Source organism: Mucilaginibacter sp. L3T2-6 (assembly GCF_030519355.1).
Classification (GTDB): Bacteria; Bacteroidota; Bacteroidia; order Sphingobacteriales; family Sphingobacteriaceae; genus Mucilaginibacter.
This window is the reverse complement of record NZ_JAUMKC010000026.1, coordinates 20,432-33,741: the sequence shown is the minus strand read 5'-3', so window position 1 is coordinate 33,741 and position 13,310 is coordinate 20,432. Positions and strand designations below refer to the sequence as shown.

11 protein-coding genes and 1 pseudogene are annotated in these 13,310 nt (G+C 45.7%); 9 read left to right on the top strand and 3 right to left on the bottom strand.

Annotation, left to right across the window (positions count from 1 at the left end):
• Positions 1–186: 186 nt before the first annotated feature.
• Positions 187–1,638: a right-handed parallel beta-helix repeat-containing protein gene (locus tag Q3W13_RS22175; protein ID WP_302867689.1), complete on the top strand. Its 1,452-nt coding sequence runs from the start codon at positions 187–189 to the stop codon at positions 1,636–1,638.
• 44 nt (positions 1,639–1,682) lie between these two features.
• Positions 1,683–3,146, top strand: coding sequence for a glycosyl hydrolase family 39 (locus tag Q3W13_RS22170; RefSeq protein WP_302867687.1), 1,464 nt, complete (start codon positions 1,683–1,685; stop codon positions 3,144–3,146).
• Positions 3,147–3,162: 16 nt separating this feature from the next.
• Here the strand turns inward: Q3W13_RS22170 and Q3W13_RS22165 are convergent, their stop codons facing one another.
• Both Q3W13_RS22165 and Q3W13_RS22160 read right to left on the bottom strand, forming a co-directional pair.
• On the bottom strand, positions 3,163–4,290 hold the full coding sequence (locus Q3W13_RS22165; protein WP_302867685.1) for a glycerate kinase: 1,128 nt from the start codon (positions 4,288–4,290) through the stop codon (positions 3,163–3,165).
• A 1-nt stretch (position 4,291) separates the two neighbouring features.
• Positions 4,292–5,619, bottom strand: a pseudogene (locus Q3W13_RS22160) (GntP family permease).
• A 90-nt stretch (positions 5,620–5,709) separates the two neighbouring features.
• Between Q3W13_RS22160 and Q3W13_RS22155 the strand changes: the two are divergent.
• Positions 5,710–6,501 (top strand): mechanosensitive ion channel family protein, encoded by a 792-nt coding sequence (locus tag Q3W13_RS22155; RefSeq protein WP_302867684.1) that lies wholly within the window; start codon positions 5,710–5,712, stop codon positions 6,499–6,501.
• A gap of 61 nt (positions 6,502–6,562) precedes the next feature.
• Here the strand turns inward: Q3W13_RS22155 and Q3W13_RS22150 are convergent, their stop codons facing one another.
• Positions 6,563–6,940, bottom strand: a complete 378-nt coding sequence (locus Q3W13_RS22150) for a two-component system response regulator (RefSeq protein ID WP_302867682.1) — start codon at positions 6,938–6,940, stop codon at positions 6,563–6,565.
• Positions 6,941–7,127: 187 nt separating this feature from the next.
• Between Q3W13_RS22150 and Q3W13_RS22145 the strand changes: the two genes are divergently transcribed.
• From Q3W13_RS22145 to Q3W13_RS22120, 6 genes are all read left to right on the top strand, one after another.
• Complete coding sequence (locus Q3W13_RS22145; protein WP_302867680.1) at positions 7,128–8,015, top strand: alpha/beta hydrolase; 888 nt, start codon at positions 7,128–7,130, stop codon at positions 8,013–8,015.
• Between the two features lie 70 nt (positions 8,016–8,085).
• Complete coding sequence (locus tag Q3W13_RS22140) at positions 8,086–8,811, top strand: hypothetical protein (RefSeq protein WP_302867678.1); 726 nt, start codon at positions 8,086–8,088, stop codon at positions 8,809–8,811.
• Between the two features lie 256 nt (positions 8,812–9,067).
• Positions 9,068–10,081: a YncE family protein gene (locus Q3W13_RS22135; RefSeq protein ID WP_302867677.1), complete on the top strand. Its 1,014-nt coding sequence runs from the start codon at positions 9,068–9,070 to the stop codon at positions 10,079–10,081.
• Positions 10,082–10,179: 98 nt separating this feature from the next.
• Positions 10,180–11,712: a lipase maturation factor family protein gene (locus Q3W13_RS22130; RefSeq protein ID WP_302867675.1), complete on the top strand. Its 1,533-nt coding sequence runs from the start codon at positions 10,180–10,182 to the stop codon at positions 11,710–11,712.
• A 136-nt stretch (positions 11,713–11,848) separates the two neighbouring features.
• Complete coding sequence (locus Q3W13_RS22125) at positions 11,849–12,022, top strand: hypothetical protein (RefSeq protein WP_302867674.1); 174 nt, start codon at positions 11,849–11,851, stop codon at positions 12,020–12,022.
• Between the two features lie 193 nt (positions 12,023–12,215).
• Entirely contained in the window at positions 12,216–13,304 is a 1,089-nt protein-coding gene (locus Q3W13_RS22120) for an acyltransferase (protein WP_302867671.1), read from the top strand.
• Positions 13,305–13,310: the final 6 nt, after the last annotated feature.

The following is a 13,310-nucleotide window of genomic DNA, read 5'->3' as shown; positions in this document are numbered from 1 at the left end:
GGGCTGAACGCACATAAGTTATGGCTTTTTGTTGTTTATTTTACAATTAATAATGTCGTTTTTTCTCGTACAGTATAACTACATTTGGTTTACCGGGCATCTTTCCTGTTTTTAAGCCGATTGTAAATGTCTTTAAAATTTTTTTTAACGTATTGTGTTGCGCTTGCTTTATCAATGTGGTGTACCATGGCATTTGCACAGATGCGTGCCAAAACATACTATGTAAACGCCCGCACAGGTAATGATGATAACCCCGGAACCATAGCCCGGCCGCTCAGATCGCTTGAAAAAATTAGTTCGCTTCAATTGAAGGCCGGGGAGTGCGTGTTGTTTAAAGGAGGGCAAGTTTTTGAGGGTACGCTTTACTTGCATAACATTAACGGGTCAGTAAAAAATCCAATCATAATTACTTCTTACGGAAGGGGAAAGTCTATACTCAACGCACGCGACAGTGCGGGAATTATACTTGAAAAATGCACCGGCATAACGCTCAGGAATTTAGGGCTAACCGGTTCGGGGCGAAAGGCCGGAAATACCAGGAATGGCCTTACGGTTAAGCATAGTAATCATATTGCTGCTGATGATTTAAATATCTCGGGTTTCCAAAAATCAGGTTTACTTATCTATTCCTCGCAGTATATAAATGCAAAAAATGTATTCGCGCATGATAACGGCTCCGCAGGAATTACTGTAGAAGCGCCTTATCAAACCCGCGAAAGCACTCATATCACGATATCAAACTGCCGTGCTGAAAATAATCCCGGTGACCCAACTAATCTGACCAATCACAGCGGCAATGGCATTGTGGCAGGCGATTGCAGGAATGTTTTGATTGACCATTGTACAGCGACCAACAATGGTTGGGATATGCCGCGTATTGGCAACGGTCCTGTTGGTATTTGGGCTTACGAAGCTGACAGCGTCATGATTCAGTATTGCCTTTCGTACCAGAACAAGACTTCAAAAGGCGGAGCAGATGGCGGCGGCTTTGACTTTGACGGCGGAGTAACCAATTCTATTATCCAATACTGCATGTCGTACGGTAACCAGGGGAGCGGGTACTGTATTTTTCAATACTGGGGCGCTGACCCGTGGTACAACAACATCATCCGGTTTAATATCAGCGAGAATGACGGTACGGTTTCCGATTCGCAGGCGGGCATATATGTCTGGAATGTCGCCGAAAGCAGTAAAGACTTTCACGATTGCGATGTTTACGGGAATATTATCTATAACGATAAGGTTTCGGCATTTTGCTGGTCTAAAACCAGCGACAGCCACGGTATGCGCTTTTATAATAACATTTTTGTGGGCCGCGATTCATTGATGCGGGGCAGAGATAAAGTAGGAGAGGCTCAATACCATGATAACGACTGGTGGAGCATTAACAAGGGGTTTTATATTGACGGTTTTACCAACATCAACAGCTGGGCTAAGCAAAGCGGTAAAGAGCAACGGAATGGCAAAATGGTTGGGCTGAATATTAATCCCCAATTTAAAAAGCCGGGAGCAGCCAGGGTAACGTCAGCAATGCAGCTAAAATATTTTACTAATTACCAGTTGCCGGCAAACTCGCCGTTGCGCAGCAAGCCGGTTTATAATGGTAAATATGGCGTAAAGAACATTAAATTTGATTAGGCAACCCAATGGCTGATACAACGGGAAAACGAAACAAGAACGGTATGAAAAAACTTAGACTATTAATATTATTCGGGCTATCGGCTCAACTATGTACTGCTCAGATGTCGCTCAGGGCAGACTGGAATAAAATTGAAATGGTGTCGAGATCAACTGCCACATTACAGGTTGTAGGCAACCCGATGTTAAGGCGTGGCGCCAGCATGCACGATGGATCTTTTGCCGCCCTGAAGGATTTGAAAGCAGACTTTGTACGTTATGTACCATGGTTCCCGTATCCAAAGCTGGCCGTGGCTGAACTGGAACCGCCAACGGCTACCACTACCTCCTGGGACTTTAGCCTGATAGACCCCATGACCATCGATTTTCTGGATGCGACAAAGGGGCATACTTTCATTATGAATTTTAGCACCATCCCTCAATGGATGTTTAAAACCGGCAGTAAAGTTAATTACCCCGCCGACCCGAACGAGGTAGGCTGGGGCTATGGCGGGGGCACCGAGTTTCGCGACCCAACTATGAAAGAGCTTACCGGTTATTATGCGCGCCTGCTGAGCTGGTACACCAAAGGCGGCTTTACGGATGAACTGGGAAAATACCATAAGTCGGGTTACCATTTCCAAATACCTTATTGGGAGATTTTGAACGAACCGGATTTGGAACATAGCTTTACCCCGGAGCACTATACCAAAGTTTATGACGCCATGTATACCGCCATGCACCAGGTATCGCCCGGGACAAAGTTTGTTGGTTTGGGGTTGGCATTTGAGAAGCCGCATTGGTTTGAATATTTTTTGAACCCAAAGAATCATAAACCCGGGATACCTTTAGATATGATATCCTATCACTGTTATGCTAACGCCAACGACGGGCAAAAATTTGATGCTTATGAATATACCTTGTTTGATAAGGCGGATAACTTTTTAGAGAAAGTCGCTTTTATAGAAAGCATTCGCAAACGCTTATCGCCCAAAACAAAAACAGACATTAACGAACTGGGCACCTTTGTAAGCAACGCCATGCGCGCACAGCCGATCAGCCAGGAATACTGGAACCTGTCGGCCTCCGTTTATGCTTATTTTTTTATTGAGTTGACGAAGCAGGGGATAGATTACATTGGTGAATCGCAACTGGTGGGGTTCCCGACTCAGTATCCTGATGTAAGCATGATCAACTACACCAATAGTAAGCCTAATGCCCGCTTCTGGGTTTTAAAGCTTATTAAAGATCATATCCATGCAGGTGATAAGCTGGTGGCTACCGGCATCGAAGCTAACGGAAACGGAGATTTGCATGCCCAGGCCTTCACCAACGGTAAAAACAAAATTGTGCTGGTGCTGAATAAACGAAACAGGCCGGCAACCTTAAAATTACCTGCGGAATTTGCCGGAGCGAAAGTAAGCACCATAGACGCTGCCTCGGGCGATGGTGCGGCCATTGAAAGCACTGTTAAAAGTGAATCGATTGAGATGAAGCCGTTTGCGGTGAGTTTGATAGAGTTGAAGTGATGGCCATTACCAAATATTAGCCGGCAAGCATATTGCCTATCTTCTTTCCGGCCTTAACTAAATTCACCCTGGTGATGGCTAAGGCTGTTGCCAAAGCAATATTTGGTTCGTTTATAGAGATCAATTCATCAAAATACCGGTTTAACTCTTCATCTGGTTCAGATGGAATTAAACCGGCTACCCCGATTACCTTTAAACCTGCCTGTTTTGCCAGCAGCGCAACGCCATACGGGCCTTTGCCCTGTAATGTTTGCCGGTCTATGCTGCCCTCGCCCGTGATGACTATACCGGCTTGCTGAAGCGCATCTTTAAAATTAGTCAACGATAAAAAATAACCGATGCCGTCTTCCAGCCTCGCGTTAAGCCAGGCGTACAGACCTGCCGTAGCCCCGCCGGCTGCTCCGCCATGTTTGATGGCGGTCATGTCTTTGCCGGTTTGCGCCAGGGTTATTTGCGCAAACCGCTTTAAGAAGCGCTCTAATACGGTAACGTCTTCAGCCGATGCACCTTTTTGCGGCCCGAAGACAGCCGCCGCGCCGTTAGGCCCTAAAAGCATATTGTTTACATCGCACAATATCACTACTTCGCATCCGTGTATGCGTTCATCCAGCCGGGTGGCGTCAATGCTGGCCATGTTAACCAAATTTTCAGGATATGCCGCCAAGCTGTCACCATTGGCATCCCGGAATACTACCCCCAGTGCGCTCAAGATCCCACAGCCGCCATCGACAGTTGCCGAGCCGCCCATTGCGATAATAATGCGTTTAACACCTTCGTCCAACGCAAATTTTATTAGCTGGCCTGTGCCGAAGGAAGATGCCTTTAAAGGATTCCGCTCACCCTCTTTTAACAACCGCAAACCGGAAGCATCTGCCATTTCTATTATTGCCGTGGCCCGGTTTTCTATCAATCCAAATTGTGACGTTATTTTGCGGCCAACCGGGCCGGCAACTTCCTTTGTGATTATTAACCCCCTGCAGCTTTTAACGATGAGACTACCGGTGCCGTCGCCGCCATCGGCGACCGGAAACAATTGGGTAGTGCATTCCAGGTTGCTTTGTGCAAGGCCCTCACCAAGTGCCTGTGCAACTTGCCACGCGTCAAGACTGTTTTTAAAAGCATTTGGGGCGACGAGGATGTGCATGTTACAATACTCCTGATAAAAGATAAATGATAGTTATTGTGGTCAGCCCCATCAATATTGTAGCTATTGAATAAACCCTTAGCATCGTTTTCAGATCTATACCCGAGAATTTGGCTATCACCCAAAAATAAGCGTCATTGGCATGCGATATCATCATAGAGCCCGCGCCCATGGCCAGAACGCAAAGCAGCCTGCCGCTTTCGGTGGTTAACCCTAAAGCCGGCAGCAGCGGCAATATAATTGATGCGGCCGTAATTATAGCCACGGTTGAAGAACCCTGCGCGGTTTTTAAGACGGATGTCAATAAGAATGGAAAGAAGATACCCATGCTGCCAAGCGCAGCAACCTGGCTAAAATGTTCACCAATTTTAGCGGCGGTTAAAATGGCGCCAAATGCGCCACCCATTCCAATAATCACCAGGATGCCACCCGCTTTTTCGGTTGCTTCCTGTAATACTCCCCGGAGCTCATTTTTTTCCAGTCGCGTTTGCAGTTAAATGCCAGTAATACACCAATGAGCAGAGCCATAACCGGGTCGCCAAGCGCTAACATAAATTTAAGCCAGTTGGCGTAGATGTGCTGTCCGGCAGATAAAAACGATTTTACTCCAACTAAAATTATCGGTACGAAGACCGGCAGGCATGCATTGATAAGCGACGGTGCGGAATTAGTCTCTTTTACTTCCAGTCCGTCATCTGTTATTATGCCGGGGAATTTTATTCCGGCATATTTTGCCCATAAATTACCTGCAATCATTCCGGGCATTGCAACCGCTATCCCGATCAGAATCAACTTGCCGAAATCAACTCCAATAGTAGCTGCCGCACCTGATGCGCCGGGGTGCGGCGGAATGAGGCAATGCACAGCATACAGGCCTGTAGCCAGCGAAACGGACATCACTGCCACGGGTACGCCTGTCCGTTTAGCCATAAAACGGTTTAAACCGCTTAAAACTATATAGCCCGAATCGCAAAATATTGGCAGACCAACAATAAAGCCGGTGATGCTCATGGCCAGGGGCGCACGACCACTACCCAGTTTTTTTAGCAGCCAGGCGGCCATAATCGCTGTGCTGCTGGTATATTCCAGCAACACCCCCAGGGCGGTACCCAATATGATTACCAGGCCCAGCGACTTCATTATATTGCCGAAGCCCTCTTTCATTACAGTTATTACATCAGTCAATGGCAAACCAATGCCCAGCCCAACTACCAGACACGCCGCAAACAACGCAAAAAAAGCCGGGACCTTGTACCGTGTGGTCAGTAACACAATAAGTACAATTCCGGCGGTCAGGAGCAGCAGAATGTAAGCTAAGGAATCGGTCATGGCAATTCATTAATAGGTTTCTAATATACCGGTATTCAAACAATTTGCTTTATGCAAGCGTATTTTCAGTAGCAATTAAGTTCAACCCTTATGCATTTTGATATAAATACGCTGATTACACATTTTTACCACTGGCTGTTAACCAGCGGGCCAAAGGTATTGCTGGGCATAGTCGTATTGATTACCGGGCTTTGGCTGATCAGGCTTTTCGGTAAGTGGTCGCATGGTAATTTGGAAAGAAAGAATGTTGACCCCACCCTTAAGCCTTTTCTGGTCAGCCTTATAGCTGTGATACTGCGATTGTTATTGGTAATCTGCGTCGTCCAGATCATGGGCTTCCAGCTCACTATCTTTACCGCGCTGGTTGGTGCTTTTGGTGTGGCAGCAGGCCTGGCCTTGTCGGGTACTTTACAGAATTTCGCCAGTGGCGTGCTTATCCTGCTGTTGAAGCCGTTTGTTGTCGGTGATAATATTATTACCCAGGGATTAGAAGGGACGGTAACATCGATACAAATATTTTACACTATAGTGCGGACGTTTGACAATCGCACCGTCATTGTTCCAAACAGCAAGCTCTCTAACGAGGTTATCATCAATATCAGCCGTGAAGGAAAGCGCCGGCTGGATATAACTTATAAATTCGGCAACGCTGTGGATCTTAACCAGCTAACGAAAGTGATTAACGACACGATTGACAAAGAAGAAAGCATTCTTGCGGAGCCGGCCCGTCGCATAGGCGTTTCGTCGCTCGAAAAAGACGGCTATACGGTGATGACCAATGTTTGGGTAGAAGCACACGGGTACGAGGATAAGCGGCTGAAGTTAATGGCAACACTGCTGCAAAATATAAAGGCAGCAGGGGTCAAGCTGGATGGGTTGTAAGATGATAGTGCTTAGCACAGGCTGGCACACCTGTGCTAAGACATTGTGAACCGGCAGCCTGCTAGGCGTGAATCATCCTGTTCTCTATACAGTCCCTCACCGTACGCAGCACCACCTCTATATCAAATGGTTTAACTAAAAATGCGTCGGAACCATAATTGCCAAGCGAATCGAGCACGCGCGGAAAAGCAGAAGCCATAATGACCGGCAAATGCGATGTTTCCGGCGTGGCCTTAATTTCATGGCATAGCTCACCGCCATTAATGCCCGCCAGTAAAAAATCCAGCATCACCAAATCCGGCGCATATTCTTTAATGCTTTTGATGATGGATTCGGTGTAGTTTAGGGCAGCCACTTCATAACCTTCGTCTTCTAAAAGGTCTTTCAACAAGCCGAGAATATCACGGTCATCCTCTACGATCAAAATTCTTTTCGACATAATTTTTACAATTGGTAAGCTGATAACACCATTGCAAAATCAAATGTTTTGGCTCCCGGGAATTTTAATAGATTGTATTATAAAAGTGACTATAGATTGACATGGGGCTTATTTTTTACAGTCAACATGGGGAATACCGCGCGTTATTTTTATTGACAGGTAACTTTTTAACCGTACTTTTAAAGCAATGAAAACGTACATATCAGCCTTGTTTTGCCTCATGACTGCAATAGCTAATGCTCAAAGCCCTGCCGAAATTAATTTATGGCCGAAAGACAGAATAATTTATACGGCGAATGGGCATAAACTGGTTGAGCACGATATTACTAAACCTACAGACGACAAGGTTAGTGGCAAGGATGTAATCCGTTTGGGCGATATTACCGACCCGACCATTAAAGTTTTTAAACCCAAACATCCGAACGGCACGGCTGTAGTTGTTTGTCCGGGCGGTGGTTATTATATATTGGCAATGGATTTGGAAGGGACTGAAATTTGCGAATGGTTTAATTCGATAGGGGTGACAGCAGTTTTGCTGAAGTATCGTGTTCCGCCGTTCCCGGGTAAACTCAGATACGAATTGCCGTTACAGGATGCGCAGCGCGCTATGGGTATAGTGCGTTATAATGCAGTGAAGTGGGGTATAAAACCTGATCATATCGGCATTATGGGTTTCTCGGCCGGAGGGCATCTTTCGGCGCTGGTTAGCAACAGTTATGATAAAAGAACTTATCAACCGGTTGATTCAGCCGATGATGTAGGCTGCCGTCCTGATTTTACTATATTAACTTACCCGGCTTATTTGGCAAATGAAAAACAACCCGGCCAGTTGGCGCCGGAAATCAGGGTAACGGAAAAAACGCCGCCAACCTTTATCTTTCAGACAGAAGATGACCCTATCAATGCTGATAACGCCCTTTTTTATTACCGTGCTTTAAAGCAGGTTAAAGTTCCGGCCGAGCTGCATATTTATCCGACCGGCGGCCATGGCTACGGCATCCGCAGCACCACCGGCGGCATTGGCGGTTACAAGGAACTTATAGCAAAATGGCTGGCAAGCAATAATTTTATATAATTACGATCAGGGCCTGATTTTTGCTGGTATAGTCAGCTCAAAAATCAGGCATAATTGCCGGTCAGGAAAAATGAAAAAAATACCTCTATTTGTATTCGTAGTGTTGTTTACACTTCAAAGCTTCGCACAGGAGAAAAAGGTTGCACTGGTTTCGTTGTACATGCCTAAGCAACTGGGTTTTGTGGATAAGCCATCGCAGCAAGATTTGTTAAACTCAGCAAAACTGGCAGAAGATACCGCCTGGAATATCCTGCCAATTCTTAAAAACTTCAGGGCGCAGTTCTTTAAAAACGATGCCGATAAATTTCCCTTCCGGCTTTTGCCTGAAAAAGAAGTGCTTGGTAATAGGGACTACAGGCAATTTATACCGGAAAATGGTAACGTGGATGATATTTTAAGTTTTAGGACCAACCTGCCTGTACCTGGTTACCAGGTATTACCAGACCAAAAGAAAAATGACAACGAGAAAGAGATGTTTGTTATTTTTCCTGATTGTGATGGCATAATGAAAATATTTGTAAAGTTTGAACTTGACAAAAGAGGGGTGGGGCCTAAAATGGCTTTGGTAAAAATAAAAGCCAGTGCCACCATTTCGCTATTCAACAAAAAAGGCCAAAAGGTATTCGAAACTACCAAAAGCGCCCTTTCTCAATTATCGGGCTCGCAGATTACAGGTATACCCTTTATGGTTCCGAAAAAGCTGTTGCCGCTTTGCGAAAATGCTGCAGATGAATTGTTGATTACTTTGCAGCGTGATATGCCAGGAATAGGTGAGAGGGCAGCAGCGAGGTTGTAAATAGTGTGCTAATAATAAGCGATTTTAAGGCGCTGGCGCAAGGTTACAGGTGTAACCCAACTGAAATCATTTAACTTGCTTATTATCAGTTTGTTGTGTTAGGGTTTCAGGCAAAAAGTGTAAACCTTGTGTAAACCCTGAATTATTACGAATAAGATAAATTTTCATCTGGCAGTAAGGAACGTAGCTATATAATTAACTACAGATTTTTGACAGATTTTATGATTAACTTGGTTAAAAATTAAAATTAACCCCGATGAAAAAAATAACTACGGCTATGCTGTTGTCCGGCATGGCACTATGCCTGACCGTTCCGGCTAAAGCACAGCAAAAAACAGGCTTCCATGTAATTAAAAAGTATAAAATAGCCAGCTCCGGCGGTTGGGACTACATCACCGCCGATGGCGCGGCAAAAAGGCTGTATGTGTCGCATGGCAACCAGGTAAATGTACTTGATGCAGCAACCGGCGACTCGGTGGGTTACATACCCAACACGCCTGGCGTCCATGGCATTGCCCTCGTGCCTTCGCTGGGCAAGGGTTATATCAGCGCCGGTCGCGCCAACGCGGTTGTGGTGTTTGATATTGGCACTTTAAAGGTTTTGACTCAGATTGCAGTTGGCCAAAATCCGGACGCTATTTTTTATGACGACTTTTCGAAAAAGATCATTACCTGTAACGGACGGAGTAAAGATGCGACCGTGCTCGACCCGGCATCAGGAATGGTTGTAGCTACCGTGCCGCTTGGCGATAAACCTGAAACAGCGGTATCAGACGGTAAAGGCAAAATATTTGTAAACGGTGAGGGTACCAGTACGGTAATTGTTTTTGATGCTATGACTTACAAAGAAACTGCAAGATATAAAATAGACGGCGGAGAAGCCCCCAGCGGCCTGGCCATCGACCGTAAAACCAACCGCCTTTTTATTGGCTGCGGCGACTCAAAAACCATGGTAGTGATGGACGCGGCAAACGGCAAAACTATTGCCAAATTCCCTATTGGTAATACGGATGGCGTTGTATTTGATAATCAATTGAAATTGGCCTATGCTTCAAACGGCAATGGAAATATTTCAGTTGTAAGGGAAATAAACGCCAACAAATTCGAATTTGTGGAGAATATTCCTACCGAGCCCGGCGCCCGCACGATCGGCCTGGATGAAGTAACTCACCACTTATTTCTGCCGACTGCCAAAACAGAGCCCAACCCGGCAGGCGGACGGCCAAAACAGGTTTCCGGGACATTTCATGTGATCGAGGTGGGGAAGTGAAATAGCCCGATTTGACGGCCGTTTCGGCGTGCTTTTATTTAGAAAGCGCGTTGAACTTTTTTTGCCGGAATTGTTTAATAAGTAACAATGAAGGTAAAATGGACAGCGCATCCACAGGAACTTTTGGCCCGGCCGGGGCACCTAACTACTGGCTCACCCGGTTTGTCCTTTTGCGTTTGTTAGGCGCAGTATATGCCGTTGCTTTCGTGGTTGCTATCAATCAAGTTGTTCCTTTAATCGGCTCTAACGGTTTGCTGCCGGCGAGCTTATACTTAAAGCAGATTGGCCAGGCTTATGGTTCCGAGGCGTCGGGGTTTATGCATCTGCCGTCCCTCTTTTGGTTCTGGCACTCGGATACGGCGTTGCTGGTGGTAGCATGGATTGGATTTGTGCTGTCTCTTGCAACATTGGCCGGTTACACTAACGGCCTTTCTTTAACAGTTTTGTGGCTGTTATATATGTCTTTTAACCACATCGGGCAAGACTGGTATGGCTATGGATGGGAAATTCAGTTAACTGAAACAGGTTTTCTTGCTATTTTCCTCTGTCCATTTTTCGATATGCGGCCATTTCCCAAACAACCGCCGCCTTTTCCGGTTATCGTTTTGTTCCGGTGGCTAACTTTTCGCATCATGTTTGGAGCGGGGTTAATAAAGTTCAGAGGCGATGCGATATGGCGCGACGGTACTGCGTTAAATTATTTCTTCGAAACTCAACCTATTCCCGGCCCCTTAAGTAGGTGGTTCCACTTTTTGCCACGAATGTTGTTAAAAATTGGCGTTTGGTTTAATTGGCTGGCTGAGTTGGTAGCACCGCTTTTTGTATTTTGGCCCAGGGCAGGGCGGCATATAGCCGGCATAGTTATCATAGGCTTTCAAATCGTTATCATTCTAAGCGGTAATCTTTCTTTCCTCAACTGGTTAACCATCGTGCCGGCAATTGCTTGTTTTGATGATGCCTTTTTGTCGGGGGTTTTACCCCGTCAGCTTGTCCGGAAAGCCGAAGCGGCAGTCCGGGGCGCTGAGGAGCAGGCAGGGACACCCAGGTTCATATGGATAGTTACCATTATATTGGGAATGCTGAGTGTTGAGCCTGCGTTGAATATCCTCTCCGCCAAACAAATTATGAACGGCTCGTTCGACCCGCTCGACCTGGTGAATACCTACGGCGCATTTGGAACCGTAGGCAGGGAGCGGCCCAATGTAATTTTTGAAGGTACTAACGATGACACCACCGGGGGCCATGCGATATGGAAACCATATATTTACAAAGGCCTGCCGGTGTTATTAAATAAGCGCCCGCCACAAATAGCACCTTACCAGCTACGGTTAGACTGGCAAATGTGGTTTGCCTCCATGTCAACCGCCGACCAATACCCATGGACTTATAACATGGTTTGGAAATTGCTGCATAATGACAAAGATGCGGTGGGGCTGTTTGCCGGTAACCCTTTTCCAGGCAAGCCGCCGCGTTATATCAGGGCCACATTATATATCTACAATTTCGCAAAGCCGGGCAATCCGCAAAATTTATATTGGACAAGAAAAAAAGTTGGAGATTGGATTCCGGCATTATCTTCAGATAATCAGTTGTTGGCGAGGTATTTAAAAGAGATGGAATGGGTGAAGTAGGCCCACTGCCGGGCGTATTATTTTAATAAACCCGCATTCTAATTCACTACACCGGAGTAGAGAATCTTTATTCAAAAAAATATTTGAAATGGCTTAATTAATAATTAACTTAGTTAAACCAATTATAGGAGGGGTTATGAAAAAAGTTGCTAAAGCTGTTCAACCCGAGAAGATTGAACCAGCTGTCGAAATGCAGGTCATTCAACATTCGTACAAAAAAGTATCTCTGCACTACAAGGTGTTTGACAACTCGCATGGCCGGGTTAACAAAATGCCATTTGGTATTAATCATGAGCCAGGCTGCTTTTAAAGCGGCTGGATCTGATACCGGTATTCTCCGCATACTTAATCTTACTATCGGAAACGCTAGGTGCTAAGCCTTGCCCGTTTTACAGGCTAACATCCATTGTATGCGCCCTTTTCCTGCCCTGATTTGTCAATTTAATTGACGAAGCCGCCATTATTGGCTATTCTTGTTGCCAACCCGTATTTGAAACGAATTGATGGAGCAAGAAAAATTATCACCAGGCCTGCTGCAGACCAAACAACATTTCGAAATACTTGACGGGCTGCGTGGCATTGCCGCAATTTCTGTTGTACTGTTCCATTTTATGGAAGTAGCTTATTCCAATTACAGCCAGGATTTTATTGGTCACGGCTTTCTGGCAGTCGATTTCTTTTTCTGCCTGTCAGGATTTGTGATCGCTTATGCGTATGACGACCGTATTGGCAAAATGGGTATGGCGGAGTTTTTTAAATCGAGGCTGATCCGGCTGCACCCGCTGGTTATTCTGGGTTCGGTACTGGGCTTACTTGCCTTTTTGTTCGACCCATTCGGCGGGCACCCCGGAGCTTATTCCACGGGACGGATCATCGTTATATTTCTTGCTTCGATCTTCATGATCCCTTTTCCGGTTGTTCAGGACAGGGCCTTTAATTTATTCGGCTTTAATGCGCCTGCCTGGTCTCTGTTTTGGGAATATGTTGCGAATATATTATTTGCTGCTGTACTATGGCGCGCAGGCCGGCAATTGTTATTTGTATTGACCATAATTGCCGGAATTGTTTTATGTACAGTGTGTTACCGCGCAGGCAATTTAATGGGCGGCTGGGGGAAGGGTAATGAATGGGATGGCGCCGCCCGGGTGGCCTTTTCGTTTTTAGCGGGAATGCTGATTTATCGATCCAACTGGATCATCAAAAACAGGCTGGGCTTTATTGGTTTGGCAATATTACTGTTTCTTGCCTTTGTGAGCCCTTTTTCCAGGTGGAATTGGATAGTTGAACCGCTGATAGTAATTATTTATTTCCCGTTACTGGTTGCTTTAGGGGCAGGAGCAAAGTTGGCTGACGGTTTAAAGAAAATTTGCATTTTCTCAGGCAGGCTATCCTACCCGCTTTATATGACGCATTATACTTTTATCTGGATGTTTGCCAACTATTATGCCGCAAATAAACCCGGCCCCGGAAAACTGGCAATTATTATTGGTTGCTGCACCGTGCTTTTGATCGGTTTCGCCTGGTTGGTGATGTTGGTGTATGATACACCGGTTCGTGCGTATTTGAGTAGAAAGCGCACGCAGGTTAACTAAAACATC

Bases quoted from the DNA above. Each gene is read 5' to 3' on its own strand.
- Q3W13_RS22175 (WP_302867689.1), top strand. From the start codon at position 187: ATGGCATTTGCACAGATGCGTGCCAAAACATACTATGTAAACGCCCGC.
- Q3W13_RS22170 (WP_302867687.1), top strand. From the start codon at position 1,683: ATGAAAAAACTTAGACTATTAATATTATTCGGGCTATCGGCTCAACTA.
- Q3W13_RS22165 (WP_302867685.1), bottom strand. From the start codon at position 4,290: ATGCACATCCTCGTCGCCCCAAATGCTTTTAAAAACAGTCTTGACGCG.
- Q3W13_RS22155 (WP_302867684.1), top strand. From the start codon at position 5,710: ATGCATTTTGATATAAATACGCTGATTACACATTTTTACCACTGGCTG.
- Q3W13_RS22150 (WP_302867682.1), bottom strand. From the start codon at position 6,940: ATGTCGAAAAGAATTTTGATCGTAGAGGATGACCGTGATATTCTCGGC.
- Q3W13_RS22145 (WP_302867680.1), top strand. From the start codon at position 7,128: ATGAAAACGTACATATCAGCCTTGTTTTGCCTCATGACTGCAATAGCT.
- Q3W13_RS22140 (WP_302867678.1), top strand. From the start codon at position 8,086: ATGAAAAAAATACCTCTATTTGTATTCGTAGTGTTGTTTACACTTCAA.
- Q3W13_RS22135 (WP_302867677.1), top strand. From the start codon at position 9,068: ATGAAAAAAATAACTACGGCTATGCTGTTGTCCGGCATGGCACTATGC.
- Q3W13_RS22130 (WP_302867675.1), top strand. From the start codon at position 10,180: ATGGACAGCGCATCCACAGGAACTTTTGGCCCGGCCGGGGCACCTAAC.
- Q3W13_RS22125 (WP_302867674.1), top strand. From the start codon at position 11,849: ATGAAAAAAGTTGCTAAAGCTGTTCAACCCGAGAAGATTGAACCAGCT.
- Q3W13_RS22120 (WP_302867671.1), top strand. From the start codon at position 12,216: ATGGAGCAAGAAAAATTATCACCAGGCCTGCTGCAGACCAAACAACAT.